This is a genomic window from Burkholderia sp. BCC1985 (assembly GCF_905339915.1).
Taxonomy (GTDB): domain Bacteria; phylum Pseudomonadota; class Gammaproteobacteria; order Burkholderiales; family Burkholderiaceae; genus Burkholderia.
The window spans coordinates 156,979-177,282 of the sequence record NZ_CAJPGY010000015.1; the positions used below are offsets into that span (position 1 = coordinate 156,979).

17 protein-coding genes are annotated in these 20,304 nt (G+C 67.6%); 7 read left to right on the plus strand and 10 right to left on the minus strand.

Going from position 1 to position 20,304, the window contains the following annotated elements:
- Positions 1–52 precede the first annotated feature (52 nt).
- The 4 genes from U4Z31_RS17770 (at position 53) to U4Z31_RS17785 (ending at position 5,569) form a co-directional block, all read left to right on the plus strand.
- Positions 53–1,144 carry a putative 2-aminoethylphosphonate ABC transporter ATP-binding protein gene (locus U4Z31_RS17770; RefSeq protein ID WP_321802683.1) on the plus strand — a complete coding sequence of 364 codons (1,092 nt, stop codon included), beginning with the start codon at positions 53–55 and terminating at the stop codon, positions 1,142–1,144.
- Positions 1,141–2,868: a putative 2-aminoethylphosphonate ABC transporter permease subunit gene (locus U4Z31_RS17775; protein WP_321810962.1), complete on the plus strand. Its 1,728-nt coding sequence runs from the start codon at positions 1,141–1,143 to the stop codon at positions 2,866–2,868. The genes U4Z31_RS17770 and U4Z31_RS17775 overlap by 4 nt, the downstream gene beginning before the upstream one ends.
- Positions 2,869–2,916: 48 nt before the next feature.
- Entirely contained in the window at positions 2,917–4,047 is a 1,131-nt protein-coding gene (locus U4Z31_RS17780; protein ID WP_321810963.1) for a 2-aminoethylphosphonate--pyruvate transaminase, read from the plus strand.
- A 133-nt stretch (positions 4,048–4,180) separates the two neighbouring features.
- On the plus strand, positions 4,181–5,569 hold the full coding sequence (locus tag U4Z31_RS17785; RefSeq protein WP_321810964.1) for an FAD-dependent oxidoreductase: 1,389 nt from the start codon (positions 4,181–4,183) through the stop codon (positions 5,567–5,569).
- 291 nt (positions 5,570–5,860) lie between these two features.
- Here the strand turns inward: U4Z31_RS17785 and U4Z31_RS17790 are convergent, their stop codons facing one another.
- Both U4Z31_RS17790 and U4Z31_RS17795 read right to left on the minus strand, forming a co-directional pair.
- A complete protein-coding gene (locus U4Z31_RS17790; protein WP_044847361.1) occupies positions 5,861–6,586 on the minus strand; it encodes a phosphonate utilization associated transcriptional regulator in 726 nt (241 codons plus the stop codon).
- Positions 6,587–6,780: 194 nt separating this feature from the next.
- Positions 6,781–8,952 carry a phosphocholine-specific phospholipase C gene (locus U4Z31_RS17795; RefSeq protein ID WP_321810965.1) on the minus strand — a complete coding sequence of 724 codons (2,172 nt, stop codon included), beginning with the start codon at positions 8,950–8,952 and terminating at the stop codon, positions 6,781–6,783.
- 229 nt (positions 8,953–9,181) lie between these two features.
- Between U4Z31_RS17795 and U4Z31_RS17800 the strand changes: the two genes are divergently transcribed.
- The gene (locus U4Z31_RS17800; RefSeq protein ID WP_321810966.1) at positions 9,182–10,090 is read left to right on the plus strand and encodes a LysR family transcriptional regulator; all 909 of its coding nucleotides are present in this window, start codon (positions 9,182–9,184) and stop codon (positions 10,088–10,090) included.
- A 176-nt stretch (positions 10,091–10,266) separates the two neighbouring features.
- Here U4Z31_RS17800 and U4Z31_RS17805 read toward each other — a convergent pair whose 3' ends face one another.
- Positions 10,267–11,907: an L-lactate permease gene (locus U4Z31_RS17805; RefSeq protein WP_321810967.1), complete on the minus strand. Its 1,641-nt coding sequence runs from the start codon at positions 11,905–11,907 to the stop codon at positions 10,267–10,269.
- A 756-nt stretch (positions 11,908–12,663) separates the two neighbouring features.
- Here U4Z31_RS17805 and U4Z31_RS17810 point away from each other — a divergent pair.
- Positions 12,664–12,975: a DUF4148 domain-containing protein gene (locus U4Z31_RS17810; protein WP_124666583.1), complete on the plus strand. Its 312-nt coding sequence runs from the start codon at positions 12,664–12,666 to the stop codon at positions 12,973–12,975.
- Between the two features lie 76 nt (positions 12,976–13,051).
- On the opposite strand, the gene gshA is transcribed toward U4Z31_RS17810, so the two are convergent.
- The 4 genes from gshA to ada form a co-directional block, all read right to left on the minus strand.
- Positions 13,052–14,665 carry a glutamate--cysteine ligase gene (gshA, locus tag U4Z31_RS17815; protein ID WP_321810968.1) on the minus strand — a complete coding sequence of 538 codons (1,614 nt, stop codon included), beginning with the start codon at positions 14,663–14,665 and terminating at the stop codon, positions 13,052–13,054.
- A 96-nt stretch (positions 14,666–14,761) separates the two neighbouring features.
- Positions 14,762–14,887: a hypothetical protein gene (locus U4Z31_RS17820; protein WP_260426209.1), complete on the minus strand. Its 126-nt coding sequence runs from the start codon at positions 14,885–14,887 to the stop codon at positions 14,762–14,764.
- 256 nt (positions 14,888–15,143) lie between these two features.
- On the minus strand, positions 15,144–16,118 hold the full coding sequence (locus U4Z31_RS17825; protein ID WP_321810969.1) for a DNA-3-methyladenine glycosylase family protein: 975 nt from the start codon (positions 16,116–16,118) through the stop codon (positions 15,144–15,146).
- Positions 16,115–17,206 (minus strand): bifunctional DNA-binding transcriptional regulator/O6-methylguanine-DNA methyltransferase Ada, encoded by a 1,092-nt coding sequence (gene ada / locus U4Z31_RS17830; RefSeq protein ID WP_321810970.1) that lies wholly within the window; start codon positions 17,204–17,206, stop codon positions 16,115–16,117. The genes U4Z31_RS17825 and ada overlap by 4 nt, the downstream gene beginning before the upstream one ends.
- 428 nt (positions 17,207–17,634) lie before the next feature.
- Between ada and U4Z31_RS17835 the strand changes: the two genes are divergently transcribed.
- Positions 17,635–18,048: a VOC family protein gene (locus tag U4Z31_RS17835; protein ID WP_044847320.1), complete on the plus strand. Its 414-nt coding sequence runs from the start codon at positions 17,635–17,637 to the stop codon at positions 18,046–18,048.
- Positions 18,049–18,063: 15 nt separating this feature from the next.
- On the opposite strand, the gene U4Z31_RS17840 is transcribed toward U4Z31_RS17835, so the two are convergent.
- From U4Z31_RS17840 to speG, 3 genes are all read right to left on the minus strand, one after another.
- Entirely contained in the window at positions 18,064–18,618 is a 555-nt protein-coding gene (locus U4Z31_RS17840) for a YaeQ family protein (RefSeq protein WP_124486733.1), read from the minus strand.
- 177 nt (positions 18,619–18,795) lie between these two features.
- Positions 18,796–19,143, minus strand: a complete 348-nt coding sequence (gene sap1 / locus U4Z31_RS17845) for a surface attachment protein Sap1 (protein WP_044848669.1) — start codon at positions 19,141–19,143, stop codon at positions 18,796–18,798.
- A gap of 489 nt (positions 19,144–19,632) precedes the next feature.
- Entirely contained in the window at positions 19,633–20,175 is a 543-nt protein-coding gene (gene speG / locus U4Z31_RS17850; RefSeq protein WP_321810971.1) for a spermidine N1-acetyltransferase, read from the minus strand.
- Positions 20,176–20,304: the final 129 nt, after the last annotated feature.

Genomic DNA, 20,304 nt, shown 5'->3' on the forward strand with positions numbered 1-20,304 from the left:
CCGATCGTCGTATCCGGCCCGCATCCGGGCCGCCCGCAGCGTGGAGGCGTGCATGGCACCCTATCTGAGCGTAGAACGCATCGAAAAGCGGTACAACGACACACAGGTCCTCACCGACATCAACCTGAGCGTGATGAAGGGCGAGATGATCTGCTTCCTGGGGCCGTCCGGCTGCGGGAAAACCACGCTGCTGCGGATCATCGCGGGGCTCGAGGCGCAAAGCGCCGGCCACATCATGCAGGACGGCCGCGACATCTCGCGGCTGCCGCCGCAACTGCGCGACTACGGGATCGTGTTCCAGTCGTACGCGCTGTTTCCGAACCTCACCGTCTTCGACAACGTCGCGTACGGGCTCGTGAACCGCAGGATGAAGCGCGACGCGATCCACGAGCGCGTGCATACGCTGCTCGCGCTGGTCGGCCTGCCCGACAGCCATCGCAAGCATCCCGGTCAGCTGTCCGGCGGCCAGCAGCAGCGCATCGCACTCGCGCGCGCGCTCGCGACGTCGCCCGGCCTGCTGCTGCTCGACGAGCCGCTGTCGGCACTCGATGCGCGCGTGCGCGTGCGGCTGCGCCAGGAGATCCGCGCGCTGCAGCAGCGGCTCGGCGTGACGACGATCATGGTCACGCACGACCAGGAAGAGGCGCTGTCGATGGCCGACCGCATCGTCGTGATGAATCACGGCGTGATCGAGCAGATCGGCACGCCGCTCGAAATCTACCGGCAGCCCGCGTCGCCGTTTGTCGCGGACTTCATCGGCCGCGTCAACACGATCCCCGCCGAAGTCGCGCAGGACGGCACGCTGCGGGCGGGCGGCGTCGGCTTCGACTGCCGGCATGGCGCGACCCGGCCGGCCCAGGGCGCGGCCGTGTCGGTCTACGTGCGGCCCGAGGATCTGCGCATCCGCATTCCGGGCGAGACGGCCGACAACGTGCTGGCCGGCCGCGTCGAGAAGCTCGAGTTCCTCGGCGCGTTCTGCCGCGTGAGCTTCCGGATCGACGGGCTCGACGGCCAGGAGATCGTCGCCGACCTGTCGTATCACGACGTCGACCGCACCGGCGTGCAGGCCGGCGCGCGCATCGACCTCGCGCTCGATCGCGAGCATGTCCGCGTGTTCCCGAGCGCGAAGGAGCGACTGCAATGAGCGCCGTCCTCACCGAACGCCGCCGCGGCGCGGCCGCCTCCGCCGACGTGCGGCAGCTCACGCACTGGCACGACCGCATCGCACAGCTCGCGCTCGTCGCGATGGCCGCGCTGATGTCGCTGTTCCTGCTGCTGCCGCTCGCGCTCGTCGTGCAGAAATGCTTCGTCGACGCGGACGGCCGTTTCGTCGGCGCACACAACTTCGTCGAGTATCTCGAGGACAGCGGCGTGCTGCGCTCGATGCTCCATTCGCTGACGGTCGGCGCGCTCGTCACGATGATCGTCGTGCCGATGGCGTTCACGTTCGCGTATGCGCTGACGCGCTCGTGCATGCCGCTGAAGAACGCCGCACGCACGATCGCGCTACTGCCGCTACTCGCGCCGACGCTGCTGTCCGCCGTGTCGTTCATCTACTGGTTCGGCAACGCGGGGCTGCTCAAGCCGCTGCTGCACGGCCACTCGATCTACGGACTGGCGGGCATCGTGCTGAGCATGGTGTACGCATCGTTTCCGCACGTGCTGATGATCCTCGTCACCGCGCTGTCGCTCGCGGACGGCCGGCTCTACGAAGCCGCCGACGCGATGGGCACGAGCCGCATCCGCAAGTTCTTCACGATCACGCTGCCGGGCGCGAAGTACGGGCTGATCAGCGCGACGATGGTGGCCTTCACGATGTGCATCAACGACTTCGGCGTGCCGGTGGTGATCGGCGGCTCGTACAACGTGCTGTCGACCGACATCTACAAGCTGATCATCGGGCTGCAGGACTTCAACCGCAGCGCGGTCGTGAGCCTGATGCTGCTGTGCCCGGCGCTGGTCGCGTTCGGCGTCGACTTCTTCATCCGCCGCCGCCAGCAGTCGCAGCTCGGCGCACGCTCGACGCCGTATCAGCCGAAGCCGTCGCGCGGCTTCGACGCCGCGATGCTCGCGTACTGCGCGCTGGTGTGCGCGTTCTTCATCGCGGTGGTCGGCATCTCGGTGTTCGCGTCGTTCGTGAAGTTCTGGCCGTACCAGATGAGCGTCGGGCTGCAGCACTACGAGATGGGGCTGATCGGCGCCGGCATCTTCGATGCGTACAAGAACAGCCTGCGGATGGCCGCGACCGTCGCGCTCGGCGGCACGATCGTCGTGTTCGGCGGCGCCTACCTGATCGAGAAAACCCGCGGCGCGCGCTGGCTGCGCGGCTTCATCAGCCTGTGCGCGATTTTGCCGATGGGCGTGCCGGGCCTCGTGCTCGGCATCAGCTACATCTTCCTGTTCAACGCGCCCGGCAATCCGCTGAACGGGCTGTACGGGTCGCTGTGGCTGCTCGCGATCGTCACGGTCGTCCACTACTACGCGTCGAGCCACCTGACCGCCGTCACCGCGCTGCGGCAGATCGACAGCGAGTTCGAGGCCGTGTCCGCGTCGCTGAAGGTGCCGTTCTACAAGACCTTCCTGCGCGTGACCGTGCCCGTGTGCCTGCCGGCGATCCTGCTGATCGCGCGCTACCTGTTCGTCAACGGGATGACGACGGTCTCCGCCGTCGCGTTCCTGTACTCACCGGACACGCAGCCCGCCTCCGTCGCGATCCTGAACCTCGACGACGCGGGCCAGATGGGCCCGGCCGCCGCGATGGCGACGCTCGTGCTCGCGACCTCGTCGTTCGCGTGCGTGCTGTTCGCCTGCATCTCGCACCGCCTGTTGCGCCGCACGCAGGCCTGGCGCACCCCGCACCGCCGCTGATCCGTTCGCCGCATTCACGTGACGTCCCGACTTCACCAAGGAGACACCATGACGCTCGCCACCCAGCCCATCCTGCTCACCCCCGGCCCCCTGACGACCTCGGAGCGCACGCGCGACGCGATGCTGCGCGACTGGGGTTCGTGGGACAGCGACTTCAACGCGATCACCGCGCGGCTGCGTGAACGGCTGCTGCAGATCGTGCACGGCGAAGGCACGCACGAATGCGTGCCGCTGCAGGGTAGCGGCACGTTCTCGGTCGAGGCGGCGATCGGCACGCTCGTGCCGCGCGATGGCCACGTGCTCGTGCCGAACAACGGCGCGTACTGCCAGCGCCTCGCGAAGATCTGCCGCGTGCTCGGCCGCAAGCTCACGACGATCGACTACAGCGAGGACCGCCGCGTCGATCCGGCCGACGTCGAGCGCGCGCTCGCCGGCGATCCGACCATCACGCACGTCGCGCTCGTGCACTGCGAAACCGGCGCCGGTGTGCTGAACCCGCTGCACGAAGTCGCGCAGGTCGTCGCGAAACACGGCCGCGGGCTGATCGTCGACGCGATGAGCTCGTTCGGCGCGATCGACATCGATGCGCGCACGACGCCGTTCGACGCGGTGATCGCCGCGTCCGGCAAGTGTCTCGAAGGCGTGCCTGGGCTCGGCTTCGTGATCGCGAAGCGCACCGCGCTCGAACGCTGCGAAGGCAACAGCCATTCGCTCGCGATGGACCTGTACGACCAGTGGGTCTACATGCAGCGCACGACGCAATGGCGCTTCACGCCGCCGACGCACGTGGTCGCGGCGCTCGATGCGGCCGTCGCGCAATACGTCGACGAAGGCGGGCTCGCCGCGCGCGGCGGCCGCTACCAGCGCAACACGCGCGCGCTGATCGACGGGATGCGCGCGCTCGGCTTCCGGCCGTTCCTCGATCCGGCGATCCAGGCGCCGATCATCGTCACGTTCCATGCGCCCGACGATCCGAACTACGACTTCAAGCGGTTTTATCAGGAGGTCAAAAAGCGCGGCTACATTCTGTATCCGGGCAAGCTGACCGAGGTCGACACGTTCCGCGTCGGCTGCATCGGCCACTTCGGCGAAGCCGGCATTCCGGGCGCGGTCGCCGCGATCGCCGACACGCTGAAGGCGATGGGCGTGCGGCGCGTGTCGGCCGAAGCGGCGGCCTGACGCGCTGCATCCGCCACACCGCGGCGCGCGGCCGGTCGCCGTGCGTTGCGGTGCGGCGGGTTCGCTTTCGTTTTGCGTTTTACCGCCGTGTGCGGCACGGCAATTCTCTCGACCCTTACCGGCACGACATCCGATGCGACCCTTCTGGATCGAACAAGCACTGTTCAACGACGGCGATCTCGCCCCCGCGCTGCAAGGCACGATAGAGGCCGACGTCTGCATCGTCGGCGGCGGCTTCACGGGGCTCTGGACCGCGATCCAGGCGAAGCAGCAGAACCCGGCGCTCGACATCGCGATACTCGAGGCCGACCTGTGCGGCGCCGGCGCGAGCGGGCGCAACGGCGGGTGCCTGCTCACGTGGTCAGCCAAATTCCTGACGCTGCGGCGCCTGTTCGGCGAAGCGGAGGCGATCCGGCTCGTGAAGGCGTCGGAGGCGGCCGTCCAGCACATCGCCGACTTCTGTCGCACGCATCGCATCGATGCCGAACTGCGGCTCGACGGCACGCTGTACACCGCGACGTCGCGCGCGCAGGTCGGCACGCTCGCGCCGGTGCTCGACGCGCTCGCCGCGTGCGGTATCCACAGCTACGAGCCGCTGCCGGCCGCTGAAGTCGCACGCCGTTCGGGCTCGGCCCGCAATCTCGACGGCGTGTATTCGCCGATCGCCGCGACCGTGCATCCGGGCAAGCTCGTGCGCGGGCTGCGCCGCGTCGCGCTCGAGATGGGGATCCGGATCTACGAGCGCACGCCGCTCGTCGACTTCACGCCAGGGCAGCCGGCCGTCGTTCGGACGCCGTCCGGCAGCGTGCGCGCCGGCAAGCTGGTGTTCGCGATCAACGCGTGGATGGCGAGCCGCTTCCCGCAGTTCGAGCGCACGATCGCGGTCGTGTCGAGCGACATGGTCATCACCGAGAAATGCCCGGAACTGCTGGAACGGACCGGGCTCGTCGACGGCGTGTCGGTGCTCGATTCGCGGATCTTCGTGTACTACTACCGCACGACCGCCGACGGCCGGCTGATGCTCGGCAAGGGCGGCAACACGTTCTCGTGGCGCAGCCGCATCGCGCCGGTGTTCGACCGGCGCTCGCCGTACGAGGCGCAGCTCACGCAGAGCCTGCGCGAATTCTTTCCGTCGCTCGCGGGCGTGCCGGTGACTGCGAGCTGGAACGGCCCGTCGGACCGCTCGGTGACGGGCTTCCCGTTCTTCGGCCACCTCGACGGCGCGCCGAACGTGTTCTACGGCTTCGGCTATTCAGGTAACGGCGTCGGGCCGACCTACATGGGCGGACAGATCCTGTCGTCGCTGGTGCTCGGGCTCGACAACGCGTGGACGCGCAGCCCGATCGTGCGCGGCCCGCTCGGCCATTTCCCGCCGGAGCCGATCCGCTATGTGGGCGCGCACGTGGTGCGCAATGCGATTCGTCGCAAGGAGCGTGCGGAAGACGAAAGCCGGCGGCCGGCGATGGTCGACACGTGGCTCGCGAAGTTCGCGAGCGCGGCGGGGAAGGCGGACAAGGCGTGATGGCGGGCGCCATGCAATAAAGGGGCCTACACACAGGTGCGCTGCGAGACTGGTACTGGCTGGGTCCTGGACGATTTCTTTGATAAACGGAGCGGCAAATGATCAACGCGCCGACGATCACCCCAATCGGCTCGGATCTCGTCATCTTCGGCAGGAACTGAACCCGCCAGGCACAACGCGCATCGCGCACCGCACGTCACCATGCGAACGATGTAAACACAAAAGGCGCTGACCGACCGGTTCAGCGCCCTGTCGCCATCGACGCGCGGTGAAACCCGCGCCGCAACCCGCTCACGCGCCGGCCTTCTCCCGCGCCGCCTTCCCCGCCGCAGGCAACCCCTGCTCGTGCGTGCGGCGCATCCGCGCGAGGCCGTGCGCGACATGCTCGCGCACCAGTGCGACCGCCTTCTCCTCGTCGCCGCTCGCGAGCGCCTGCACGATCTTGTCGTGCTCGGCCGCCGACACCGCGATCGCATCCTCCTCGGCCTCGATCGCGGCCTGGCGCAGCAGCCCGAGCTGGCGCACGAGCCGGCGATAAGTGTCGGTGAGATGCGTATTGCCGACGCCGACCACCATCGCGTCGTGGAACTGCACGTTCAGCTCGGTATAGCGCGTGACGTCATGCGTCTTCGCGGCATCCTTCATCGACTGGATGATGCCCTTCAGCACCTTCAGCGTGTCGGGCGAAATGCGTTTCGCGAGCGCGCGCGCGACCGACTCGTCGAGCATCGCGCGCACTTCGTAGATCTCTTCGGCCTCGCGCAGCGGCACGACGCGCACCGTCACGCCGCGATTCTTCTCGTTGCGCAGCAGCCCGGCCTGCTCGAGCGCGCGGAATGCTTCGCGCACGGGGCCGCGCGACACGTTCAGCTTGGTCGCGATATCGACTTCGTTGAGCTTCTCGCCCGGCGCATATTCGCCGGACACGATCGCGCGCTCGAGCATGTCCTGGACAATCATCGCGAGCGACTGGCTTTGCAGGAGTTCGATGGCGTTGAGCGCGTTCGGGGCAGTCATGGTCGGGCAGGCAGCGACGCTGCGGAAGAAAACGAGGGCGCCATGTCGGCGAATGATCGTTATATACCCTCGGCCCGATACATTGTCAACAGTTTTCAGTTTCCAAAAACCGGTTCCGCTGCCGGAATGCGACCGGCACGCGGCATCGTGCGGCCGGCATGAGCACGCCGGACCGCACCGATGCGCGCCTGCCGTCAGGCCGTCTGCTTCACCGGCCCCGGGTCGCTCTGGCTCGGCCGCCCTGTCTCGACGTGGCCCGCGAAGCGGCGCACGACCTTGTCGTCGCCACCGCGCAGCGTGGTCGCGGTGATCGTCAGATCGTACCAGCCGTGGCTCGACGACAGCTCGAAGTGATCCTCGATGCGCTCGCCCGGCTCCAGCGTGTAGCTGCGTGCATGCGCATGGCTGTACGCGTTGTCGACGACCACGCGGCACGCCGCGCCGCCGCTGTTGCGCAGCTGCAGGTACACGTGGCGGTTGCGCACGTCGTAGCCGACCTTCGCTTCCGGGTTCGCGTGGCGGCCGTCCGCGGCCAGCCGCGTGTTGCCCTGGAATTCGCACAGATAGCCGTTCGGGCCATACGCGGCGAGATGGTAGTCGCCGCGCGCGGCCGACGTGCTCCAGGTATCGGCGAAGCGGTCGTGCGACGACACCGCGTAACGACGCGGCGGCGTCGCCGGATTGCGGCGGTCGTACACGTAGAATGCGGCGCCCGCGTCACCCGAATTCGCGAAATCGAGCGACACGCTGTCGTCGCGGCCGTTCACGCGGGCATGCACGAACAGCTCGTACGGCAGCGCCCGCGCCGGACGCGTGCCGGGCTCCTGCGCCGGCATCGACTGCTGCGCGGGCACCTGGTACGCCTGGCCGGCCGTCTGGATGTGCTGCGGCACCGTGAAGCTCACCGTGCGCGTATCGGGTCGCGCGGAGAAATCGAATGCCGACCTGAGGTCGCCGCAGACCGAGCGGCGCCACGCGCTGATGTTCGGCTCCTGCACGCCGAAGCGCGCTTCGAGGAAACGCAGCACCGACGTGTGGTCGAACGTCTCCGAGCAGACCCAGCCGCCCTTCGTCCACGGCGAGATGATGATCAGCGGCACGCGCGGCCCGAGGCCGATCGGCTGGATGCCGCCCGGGTCCGCGCCCGGCACGAGCGGGCTCATCTCGCCCGGGTACTTGTTCAGGTCGAGCAGTTCGTCGCCGAGGTTCGACAGCAGGTTCGACGACACGATGCCCTGGCCGCCCACGCCGCTCGTGACCGGCGGCACCGGCGGCACGACGTGGTCGAAAAGCCCGTCGTTTTCGTCGTAATTGAGGATGAACACCGTCTTCGCCCACACCTCGGGGTTCGACGTCAGCGCCTCGAGCACCGTGTTGATGTAGAACGCGCCGTCGGTCGGCGACGCCTGCGGGTGTTCGCTGTACTTGTACGGCGACACGATCCACGACACCTGCGGCAGCCGGTTCGCCTGCACGTCGGCCTTCAGCTCGGCGAGCGTGTGATCCGACGCGCCCTTGTCGACCAGCGGGCCGCTCGCGCCTTCCTTCACCTGGAAGCGCTTGAAGAACATCAGCGAGTTGTCGGTGTAGTTGTCGGTCGGGTCGCCCGGGATGCCCGTGCCGCCCTGGTACAGCTTCCAGCTGACCTTCGCGCTCTCGAGGCGTTCCGCGTAGGTCGTCCACGTGTAGCCGTTCGTGTTGTTGCGCTCGCCGATGCCGGGGCCGTTCGGCTGCGTGCCGTACACGTTGCGCGAATCGATCGTGCCGGTCCACAGGTAGATGCGGTTCGGCGCCGTGTCGGCATGCGCGGAGCAGAAGTACGAATCGCAGATCGTGAACGCGTCGGCGAGCGCGTAGTGGTACGTGAGGTCCTGGCGCTTCAGGTAGCCCATCGTCAGCACGTCCTGCTTCTGGTTCACCCACTGGTCCCACTGGCCGTTGTTCCAGGACAGGTGGCCGCTGCTCCAGCCGTGGTTGGTGCCCGGCTGGAATTCGGTCGTCTGCTTCGGGTCGAGGTAGAACGGCAGCACGTACGGCGCGGACGGGTCGAGCCCGCGCGAGTGGTAGTTTTTCGTGAACACCGATGCCGGCGGCTGCTGCCACACCGGCGCGCCGCTCGGCAGCAGGTGCGGGCGCGGGTCGTTGAAGCCGCGCACGCCGCGCAGCCCGCCGAAGTAATGGTCGAACGAGCGGTTTTCCTGCATGAAGATCACGACGTGTTCGACGTCGCGGATCGTGCCGGTGCGATAGGCGGCCGGCATCGCGAGCGCCTTGCGGATCGCCGGCGGGAAGCCGGCGTAGGCGGCCATCGCGCCGGCCGATTGGGCGGCGAGGCGCAGGAAATCGCGTCGATTGGTGGCGGACATGAAGAGGATCCTGTGGGTCGGTAAGGGTGGCGCCGGTCGAGCGGGGCCGGCGGTCGGTGCGTTGCCGCTATTACTCCGCACCGGCATGTCCCGGCCGTGACCGGTTCCAGCAGGTTTCTTGCGGTCACCCCCAGCTTTTTTTCGAAGCGGCGCACGGCGCACCTTTCACGTGGCCGACACACGCATGCGCTACGCTGACGCGCGATGAAGAGGGGGGAGAAGCCGAGTCGTGTTCGATCAGCTGAAGGCGTTCCACGCGACCGTCCGGCAGGGCAGCATCACGCGCGCCGCGCGCCACCTGGGCGTGAGCCAGCCGACGATCGCCGCGCAGATCCGGCAGGTCGAGCAGCTGTACGGCGTCGAGCTGTTCTATCGCAGCGGCCGCAAGCTCGAGGTCACCGAGACCGGCATCGAGCTGCTGCCGCTCGTCGAGAAGATGATCGCGCTCGAGGCGCAGGCCGACATCATGCTGCGCAACGTCGGCGGCCTGTTCGAAGGCCATCTGCGGATCGGCGCGACCGGGCCGTACTACATCATGGACGCGGTCGGCCGCTTCTCGCACGCGCATCCGTCGATCGCGCTCACGTGCCGGATCGGCAATTCCGAGGAAATCCTGCAGGCGCTGCACGAATTCCGCATCGACCTCGCGGTGTCGTCGCAGCGCAATGACGCGGACGGCCTCGAACGCAAGGTGATCTCGACCGATCCGCTCGTGCTCGTCGTGCATCGCGACCATCCGCTCGCACGCTTCGACGCGATCGACGCCGCGCAGCTCGCCGACGTGCGGCTCCTGATTCGCGAGGAAGGGTCGGTCACGCGCCGCTGCACGGAGACGATCCTCGCGGCGGCCGGGGTCGCGGCCACGTCGGTCGCCGAGATCGGCAGCCGCGAAGCGATCCGCGAGGCGATCCTGCATGGCGTGGGCGGAAGCCTGTTTCCGCGCGGCGAGGCCGAGCGTCACCCGGACCTGCGCGTCGTCGCGCTGCGCGGCGTCGACACGACGATCGACGAATACGTGTACTACCTGAAGGCGCGCCGCCAAAGCCCGGCGATCGATGCGTTCCTCGCGTGCATCGTACCGGCGCAGTCCGCGACCCGCGACGCAACGCACGCGACGCGGCCGGTGCACGCGCGCTGAGCCGCCGCGCGTTCGTCGGCTTCGCGTTTTTCCCTTCGCGTTTTTCCCTTCGCGTTTTTCCCTTCGCGTTTTTCCCTTCGCGCTTCCCGGCGCTTTTCCGGGCGCGTTTCCCGCGTTGTTCCCGCGCCTTCCGTCGTTGTGTTCCTCGTGCCTTCCTTGCCGCTTCCCGCCGCGCGTCACTTCGGCAGCGCGGGGATCATCCACGTCAGCACGTGCTGCTGCAGGAACACGAGCACGCCGAGCAGTAGCGTGAGGATCACGCTGTGCCAGAAGGTGCGCGCGAACACGATGCCTTCCTGCCCCTTCAGGTCGGTCGTCGAGACGCCCGTCGCGATGTTCTGCGGCGAGATCATCTTGCCCATCACGCCACCCGACGAGTTGGTCGCGGCCATCAGTACCGGATCGAGGCCGAGCTGCCGCGCGGCAACCACCTGCAGGTTGCCGAACAGCGCGTTGCCGGACGTGTCGCTGCCGGACAGGAACACCGCGATCCAGCCGAGCGACGCCGACACGAGCGGGAACAGCGCACCGGTCGACGCGACACCGGTGCCGAGCGTGTAGCTGATTCCCGAGTAGTTCAGCAGGTACGCGAGCCCGACGATCATCATCACCGTGATGATCGCGATCCACGTCTGCCGCCACGTCTTCACCACGCATTCGAGGAACGCGCCGGCGCCGGTGCGCGTCAGCACGGCCGTGATGATCGCCGACAGGAGGATCGCGGTGCCGGTGCCGAGCGGCTGGAAGTCCCAGATCGCCGCATACGGCTTGTGGTACAGCGACACGAAGACCGCGTTGTGCAGGCCCGGCCACTTGATCTTCACGTCGCCGATCGCCGCGATGTTCGCGTGCACCCAGACGATCACGATCACCGACACGACGATCCACGGCAGCCAGCCGCCGAAGCCCGCGCGCGCGGCGCCGGCCGTGGCGGGCACGCTGCGCGCGAGCGCGTATTGCGGATCGGGCTGCGGCTTCCACACCTGCAGGAAGCCGATCGTGACGATCAGCGACGTGAGCGACGACAGCACGTCGGTGAGCTGGTAGCCGAGGAAGTTCGACGTGACGAACTGCGCGATCGCGAAGCTCGCACCCGACACGAGCAGCGCGGGCCACAGTTTCGAGATCGAGCGCAGGCCGCCGTACGCGCCGACCACGTAGAACGGCAGCAGCAGCGCGAAGAACGGCAGTTGCCGGCCGACCATCGCGCCGAGCGTCGCGGGCGGCAGCGACGTGACCGCGCCGAGCACGGTGATCGGCACGCCGAGCGCGCCGAACGCGACTGGCGCCGTGTTGAACAGCAGCGTGTAGGTGAGCGCTTCGAGCGCGGGGAAGCCGAGCGCGATCAGGAGTGCGCTGGTGATCGCGACCGGCGTGCCGAACCCGGAGATCCCTTCGAGCAGGCAGCCGAAAGAGAACGCGACGACGAGCAGCACGAGGCGGCGGTCGTCGGGCAGGTGGTCGAGCATCCACTGCCGGAACTGGTCGAAGCGGCCCGACTTCACCGCGATGTTGTACAGCAGCAAGGCGTTGAACACGATCCACATCACCGGCACGACCGCGAGCGCCATGCCGGCGCCGACCGCGTTGAACGCGAGGCCGGCCGGCATGCCCCACGCGCCGATCGCGACCGCGAGGCCGGTGACGAGGCCGGCGAGCGACGCCTGCCATGCCGGCCGGCGCAGCACGCCGAGCGCGATCAGCGCGACCGCGATCGGGATCACCGCGACGAGGAACGACAGGAACAGCGAGTTGGCGACGGGCGTCAACGGCTGCGCGAACAGGATGCCGGGCGGCAGGGTTGCGGTGGGATTCATCGTGTCTCGTGTCTCCGTGTCGACAGGAGTTAGCGCTTTAGCGCTTACTCCTGTCCCATGCTTCGCGGTCGACAGGAGTTAGCGCTTTAGCGCTTACTCCTGTCCCATGCTTCGCGGTCGACAGGAGTCAGCGCTTTAGCGCTTGCTCCTGTCCCATGCTTCGCGGTCGACAGGCGTTAGCGCTTTAGCGCTTACTCCTGTCCCATGCTTCGCGGTCGACAGGAGTCAGCGCTTTAGCGCTTGCTCCTGTCCCATGCTTCGCGGTCGACAGGCGTTAGCGCTTTAGCGCTTACTCCTGTCCCATGCTTCGCGGTCGACAGGCGTTAGCGCTTTAGCGCTTGCTCCTGTCCCATGCTTCGCGGTCGACAGACGTTAGCGCTTTAGCGCTTGCTCCTGTCCCGTATCAAACGTGCGTTCCACGACGGCAAAGATCGCCCGACGCTTGCGCATGCAACCATGCCGCAGCGCCGACCGATCAGTCGCTTAAAAAAGGTTAGGAGGCGCATCGCGCTTGCACAAGGAGGGCAAGCCCGATGCGCGCGGCGTCGACACACGGAATCCGCCGCACGCTGAACGGCGGCTGGCGCCGCACTGACACGCACGCCAGCAAGCCGCCGACGCAATGTTGCTCAGGCGACAAAGGTGACTGACGGCACGCGGGGTGTTTCGTTTGGCGTCCGAAGCCTAGACTGGCTGCATCGATTCCGCCCGCGCCGACGAAGGGCGCGGCGCCGGATACCTCACGGAGCAAACACGATGAAAACCATGAAACTTGCGGCGTGCGCATTCCTGCTGATCGGCTCGACTGTCGCCGCCCAGGCCCAGGCCGCGTCGACGCTGACGCGCGCGCAAGTTCGCCAGGAACTCGCGGAACTGCAGGCCGCCGGCTACCGGCCGAGTCTCGCCAGCAGCCCGGACTTTCCGCAAAACATGCAGGCGGTCATGCAGCGCGCCGCGCAGGCGCGCGGCGACGCGGCCGGCTACGGCAGCAACGGCCATGCGAATGTGGAATCAGGAAAACCGGCACTGCCGCGCGTGGTCGATCGCGACACGTACGCGCATCACTAAAGCGGACGAAACCGGGCCGGGCGCGTGACTGCGCAACCGGCCTGCCCGCCGCGCGACGCGCAGCGGGCCGCGGCCGTCAAACGCTGAAGCGGTTCAGCGTATACGCACGATAGGCCGCGACGAACGCGTCGAACGATCCGGCCTCCTTCGCTTCGAGCTCGGCCTGCTCGGCCAGCGACTTCGCGGCGAGCGCCTGCTCGGCGCGCATCGTCTCCGCCGACGGCGGGTTCGTGCGGAAATGCGCGGCATGCGCCTCGCTGTGCGCGCACGCGAACGCGAGGAACGACTGCCCGTTCTCGCGCATCGTGCGCAGCACGCGCGCCGACGGCGTGCGCTCCGGATCGGCGAGCTTCTCGCGCTGCGCGGCAATCGCTCGCACATGCTCGTCGCCACCGCGGATCTCGTCGAGACGGCGCCCGACGGTTTCGATATCGGCCATCAGGTCGTCCGCCCACGCCTGCAGCGTGACCGGCTGGCCGTCGCGCGTCAGCGTCAGCCCCGGCTTGCGCCCGTCCATCGTCACGCTGCCGAAGTTCGCGTTCGCTTCCTTGTACGCGTCGCAGTCGAGCGCGGGGCTCTCGTCGAGGGCGCACGCGAGCAGGAATGCGTCGATGAAGCGCGCGGTCTCCAGCGCGATGCCGGTCGGCTCGAATGGATCGATGTCGAGGCAGCGCACTTCGATGTACTGCACGCCGCGCGACGCGAGCGCATGCAGCGGCCGCTCGCCCGAATACGTGACGCGCTTCGGCCGGATCGTCGAGTAGAACTCATTCTCGATCTGCAGCACGTTCGTGTTGATCTGGATCCACTCGCCGTCGCGATGCGTGCCGATCGCCTCGTACGGCGGATACGGCTCGCTGACGGCCTTCGACAGCGCGTCGAGATAGGCGGGCAGCGTGTTGTAGTCGACTTGCAGCGCGGCCTGCGCGGTCGTGTTCGAGTAACCGAGGTCGCTCATCCGCAGGCTCGTCGCATATGGCCGGTACAGCGTATCGGCGTCGAACGTGTCGAGCTTGTGCGGCTTGCCGCGCAGGAACTTCGTGTCGAGCGCCGGCGATGCGCCGAACAGGTACATCAACAGCCAGCTGCGGCGGCGGAAGTTGCGGATCTGCGCGAGATAGCGCTCCGACTGGTAGTCGACCAGCGTGGCCGTCGAGCCCTCTTCCGCATGCAGGCGCCGCCACACTTCCTCGTGCAGCGAGTAGTTGTAGTGGATGCCGGCGATGCACTGCATCGTGCGGCCGTAGCGATACGCGAGACCGCGGCGATACACCGTCTTCAGGCGACCGATGTTCGACGTGCCGTAGTCGGCGATCGGGATTTCGTCGTCGGCCGGCAGTTGGCCCGGCATCGAGTTATTCCACAGCATCTCGTCGCCGAGCGACGCATACACGTAGCGATGCAGATCGTCGAGGCGTTCGAGCGTGATCGACGCGTCGGCTTCCGCCGGCGTGATCAGTTCGATCAGCGCTTCGGAATAGTCGGTCGTCAATGACGGGTGCGTGAGTGCCGAACCGAGCGCGCGCGGATGCGGCGTGAACGCGATCATCCCGTCGCGCGTCACGCGCAGGCTTTCCTTTTCGATGCCGCGCAGGCCGTCGGGCAGATGCTGCCGCGTCGGGCCCGAGCTCAGCGCTTCGAGACGATTCAGCAGCAGTTCGGACTGGCGGTGAGTCATGGTGTTCGACATGGAGACGCAAGTGCGTGACGGCCGCGCGCAGGATGCCGCGCGGCCGGCTGGATTATTGGTCGCTTCGTTGGTAGCGGGCACTTTAACATCTCGCCGTCACGCGCGCTTGAGGTGACTCCGGGTGGTGCGCGCCCGCCGCGGCGGGCCGCCGGGCGGGCCGATGACGACGATCGCCGCGCGCGCGGCGGACCGTCCGTCGGCACCGCCGGACGCGACGATCACGCGAAATTCGTCGGAAGTAACATGAGCCGTGCACGCCACGGCGCCGCCAGGTGCAACCCGCGCAGCCGAACCCGCGATGCGTCGCCGTCACGCTCGAGCCGCCCGCACGCCGGGGGATGACGGCCGCCGGAACGCGGTGATCGCCGTCAAGCGTCGCAACCGTGAGCACCACCGACCGATCGCTGCCGGCCCGGCGCCGTTTGCGGGTCGCAGCGCGGCCCTGCCCCGCGCACCCGCCGGCCGGCCGCGGCGGCCGTCATCCGCCGCGCGCGCCGCCGGCCCGGTCGGCCACGTCGTTCCACAGATGCAGCGCCGCATACGCGCGCCACGGCCGCCAGCCTTCGGTGCGGCGTTTCTGGCTCGCGAGCCGGTCGAGCGACGGATCGCGCGCGGTGATCGACTGCATCAGCACGAGATCGGACGCCGGCCATGCGTCCGGGTCGCGCCACGCACGCATCGCGATGTATTCGACGGTCCACGGGCCGATGCCGGGCAGGTCGAGCCAGGCGCTACGCAGCGTCGCGAGATCGGCCTGGGCGGGATCGAGCGGCACGTGGCCGGCCGCCACCGCGCGCGCCACGCCCGTCAGCGCCGCGGCCCGCTTGCCGGGCATTCCGATCTTCTCCAGATCGCAGGCGGCGAGCGCGTCCGGCGTCGGGAAACGCCAGGCGGGCACGCCGTCCGGCGCTGCCATGCCGTCGTCGTGCGCGACGCGCTCGCCGGCCCGCTGGACGAGCCGGCCGACGATCGTCGTCGCCGCCTTCACGCTCACCTGCTGACCGACGATCGCGCGCACCGCGAGCTCGAATCCCGACCAGGCGCCCGGCACGCGCAGCCCCGGGGCTGCATCGACGAGCGGCGCGAACCACGGGTCGCGCGCAAGCCCGCTCCCGATCGCGGCCGGATCGGCGCCGAGGTCGAACATCGACGCGACGCGGCGCGCGAATGCATCGTCGACATGCCGCGCGGCTGCCCCGTCGACCGTCGCGATCAGGCAATGCCGGCGCGGATGCTTCGTGACGGTCAGCCGGCCCGCTTCGCCGTGCAGGTCGACGATGCGGCGATACACGCCGTCGACGACCTGTTCGACGCCCGGAATCGCCCGTCCGCTGAAGAAGCGCAACACGCGCGCCCAGTCGTACGGCGCCTTGAAGCGCAGTTCCATCTGCGCGGACGGCGGCACCTGGCCGCCATCCGCGATCGACGTAATCGTGGTTTTTTCGATGCTCAAACTGCGTTGCCCTCCGCAACGGCTTCGGTTTCGTCGTCGTGCGCATGGCGCGCCTCGGACGCGAGCAGCGTCGCCTTGCGGCGCACGCCCCAGCGATATCCGGCGAGCGCGCCGCCCTTCTGCACGACACGGTGGCACGGGATCGCGAGCGCGACCGGGTTCGACGCGCAGGCCGATGCGACGGCCCGCACCGCACGCGGCGAGCCCAGTGCCTCGGCGATCTCCGAGTAGCTGCGCGTTTCGCCGTACGGGATGTGCGTCAGCGCTTCCCAGACGCGCTGCTGGAACGCGGTCGGCGCGATGTCGAGCGGCAGGTCGAACGCGTGCCGCGTGCCGTCGAGGTAGGCGCGGATCTGCGCGACGAACGGCGCGAGCCGCGAAGGCGATTCGACCAGTTCCGCACGCGCGAACGCATCCGTCAGTTCGCCGACGAGCGACGCCGGCTCGTCGCCGAACGCGATCCGGCAGATGCCCTGTTCGGTCGCGGCGACGAGCACCGTGCCGAGCGGCGTCGACGCGGTCGCGTAGTCGATCCGCAGGCCGGCGCCCTGGCGACGGAAAGCGGACGGCGCCATGCCCAGTTCGCGCGGCACCGATGCGTAGAGCCGCGACGGCGAGTTGAAACCCGCGTCGACGGCCGCCTGCGTAACCGGCTGCCCGCTTTGCAGCGCCTCGCGCAAGGCGGCGCCGCGCTGCGCGGCCTGGTACTGCCGCGGCGACACGCCGACCACGCGCTTGAACAGCCGCTGCAGGTGGAACGGGCTTACGTGCACGGCGTCGCTCAGTTGCTGCAGCGTGAGCCGCTCCGCATGCGCGTCAAGCACCGCGCAGGCACGATTGACGATCTCGAGCTCGCGCGGCAGCCCTTCCGGCTGGCAGCGCTTGCACGGACGAAAACCGGCCGCGCGCGCGTCGGCCGGACTGGCAAAGAAGAACACATGCTCGCGCCGCGGCAGCCGCGACGCGCAGCTCGGGCGACAGAACACACCGGTCGTGCGCACGGCGTAGAAGAACGCGCCGTCCGCATGAGGGTCGCGGGCGGTCACGGCGCCCCAGCGGGCATCGTCGGTCGGATAGGCGGTTGTCATCTGAACCTCGCACTCTCTAGTGTAGATGGTGCCTACTCTAGACATCGGCATGGGCCGTCGCGCCCCGAATCTTGCTCTGTGATTCGCACCGGCGAAACCGGGGGCACATCGCAATCGATCAATCGGACGAAACACCGCGCAAAGCGCTGCTCCGGCACCGCTTTCGTCATCGTCGCGTCACCATTTTGCTGCAGTGCGGCTGCGACCAATCGCCGTCCTGACCATTTTTTACACTCGGAATATTGCAACGCACCATCGCCGTGTGTATAGTTGGAACTGTCTCCTCCATGTCTCCTCCTGATATGGATTAAGCCCGTTCCGCTCTGCGTGAACGGGCTTTTTTTCGTCCGTCGATCGTGCAGCATTGCGGCATCCGTCGCCGGCGCGGTCTACACTCGGTGCACGCCATCCGAAGGAGTGCCCCGCTCATGAAACCGACCATCCGCGCGATCGATCACGTCGTGCTGCGCGTGACCGACATGGCTGCGATGACGCGCTTTTACTGCGATGCCGTCGGCTGCCACGTGGAGAAGGAACAGCCCGACCTGGGCCTCGTGCAGTTGCGCGCCGGCGACGCGCTGATCGACCTGCTGTCGGTCGGCGGCCCGATCGATCGTCCCGACAGCGGACCGCCCGGCACCGGCCGCAACCTCGACCATCTGTGCCTGCGCGTCGAGCCGTTCGACCCCGACGCGCTGATCGAGCATTTCGCCGCGCATGGCGCGCGCCCCGGCGCCCCCGCCGATCGCTACGGCGCCGGCGGCTACGGGCCGTCGATCTATCTGTTCGATCCCGAAGGGAACATGCTGGAATTCAAGGGGCCGCCCGCCGCGTTCGGCTGAGCGGCGCGCCGGCCGTCACGCGTCGGCGAACGGCTTCAGCACCGTCCATTCGACCGCGACCGGATCGTGGTCGGCGCTCGAGATCCAGGCGGCGCCGTCCTGCACCGTGCACTGCAGGCGCATCGTGCGCTCGGCGAGACGCCCGAGCGCGGCCGCGACGCCGTCGGCCAGCGACAGCACCTGCACGTTGCGCAGCCGCTCCACCTTGCTGCGCACGCCCTGCCACCAGATATCCGAGGTCTTGCCGCCGTACGCGATCACCGTGACCTGCCCGGCGCGGCCGGCCGCCTTCGAGATGCGCCGTTCGTCGGGCTGGCCGGCCTCGATCCATACGTCGATCGCACCCGTCAGGTCCTTCTGCCACAGATCGGGCTCGTCGACGTCCGACAGCCCCTTGCAGAATTCGAGACGCTCGTGCGCGAACAGCGCGAACGCGACGATGCGCACCATCATCCGGTCGTCGGTTTCAGACGGGTGACGGGCGACCGTCAGCGCGTGATCGGCGTAGTAGTGCCGATCCATGTCGGCGATTTGCAGCTCGGCTTTGTAGATCGTGGATTTCAGCGCCATGCGGATACGGCCCGGGCGGGCATTCGGTTCGGTCGGGCCGTGATGATACCGAATGCGCGCCGCCCGGCGCGTGACGGGCGCGCCACAGCACGACGGCCCGGCATCGGCCGGGCCGCGTTCAGGTCGCGCCGCCGGTGGTTCCGGCAGGCACGCGGGGGCGAGAGGTGCGCGTGCGGGTTACTGCTTGACGAAGCGCGAATCGGTCCAGAGGCCCTGCTGGTCGCTGTTGTCGGCGCTGACGAACTGGACGTCGCCCTGATCGACCGACACCACGCGGAAGCGCTGGCCTTCCGGCACCGACAGGCAACGGTAGTCGTCGAAGTACTGCTGCTTCGCCTGCGACTTGCCGTCACGTTCGTGACTCAGTACGGAGTCCAGATTGTCTTTCGACAGACAGCCCCACGCATTCTTCGTCAGCTGGATTTCCTGCTTCGGCTGGACAGCCGCATCGCCGCCCGCCTGGGCGATCGACACCACGGAAAATGCGCCGACGAGGGCAAAAAGGACACCGGTACGCTTCATCATGTTCTGTCTCCAGGCTTGCGGGCACCAGGCTCGGTTAGCTATGTGTTTAAAGGTGATCGTGAACCCGCGTTTTTCACTTTAGAAGACCGGCAAGCGATATCAAGCACATTTGTTGTGCGATCGCAATAGCGGCGAATTGTCGCACCCTGCGCGCGCCCGGTTTTTCACTTGCGGCGGCGTCTGCCGTCCGGCGAATTCGCCCGCGCCGCCGGAAGCAAAGCCTCGTCAGGCAAGCCTTTCGGAGAAACTGCAGTCCGCCGGCTGAACGGTTTGGATAATTCATTTCAATATCGGGACCATTTTGATGCGTTGCACATAAAGTCATCCGAAACGATCTGAATTTACCGCAGTGCGGCACCGGATTTACCTGATACAAGAAAAATGCCAGGTATAAGCGCACTCGTATTTACCCGTATTTACCGGGTAGGCTTGGCGCCCGCTGCAGCGGAGCCGCAGCGGGCGTTCGCCAGTGTTTTTACCCGATCTTATTCAGACCGCTCGCGGACGCTCGAAATAATCGCGCTGGAAAATGCACATGCGATAAGCGTTGTGATATGCGCCGTTTCCGAAAAATTCTTCCTTCAATTCCGCCTCGTGCTGGAATCCGCATTTCTCGTACACGTGGATGGCCGCCGCATTCGACGTGTCGACGATCAGGTACAGCTTGCGCATGTTCAGCACCTTGAACGCATATTCGATCGCGAGGCGCGTCGCCTGCCCCGCATAGCCGCGCCCCTGGCATTGGGGCGCGATGATGATCTGGAATTCGCCGCGACGGTGAATGTAGTCGAGCTCGATCAGCTCGACGAGGCCGACCAGTTCGTCCTGCGCATCGACCGCGACGAAGCGGCGCTCGCGCTGGTCGTGCACGTGACGGTCATACAGTTGCGACAGCTCGGAGAAGGTTTCGTACGGCTCCTCGAACCAGTAGCGCATGATCTTCGCGTCGTTGTTCAGCTCGTGAACGAAGCGCAGGTCCTGGCGCTCCAGCGGCCGCAGTGCAAGCGTGTGCTTGTCGTTCTGGAGTTGCATGTTCGTGTCCTTTTTGATGCCCGCGCGCGCATGAAACACCCGTGCGGCGGCGCCGCGAACGGGGCGCGTTCCGCGCTGTAAGAAGTTGACCGCGGGCGAAGGTCAGAGCCTAGAATGGACACAAGGGTT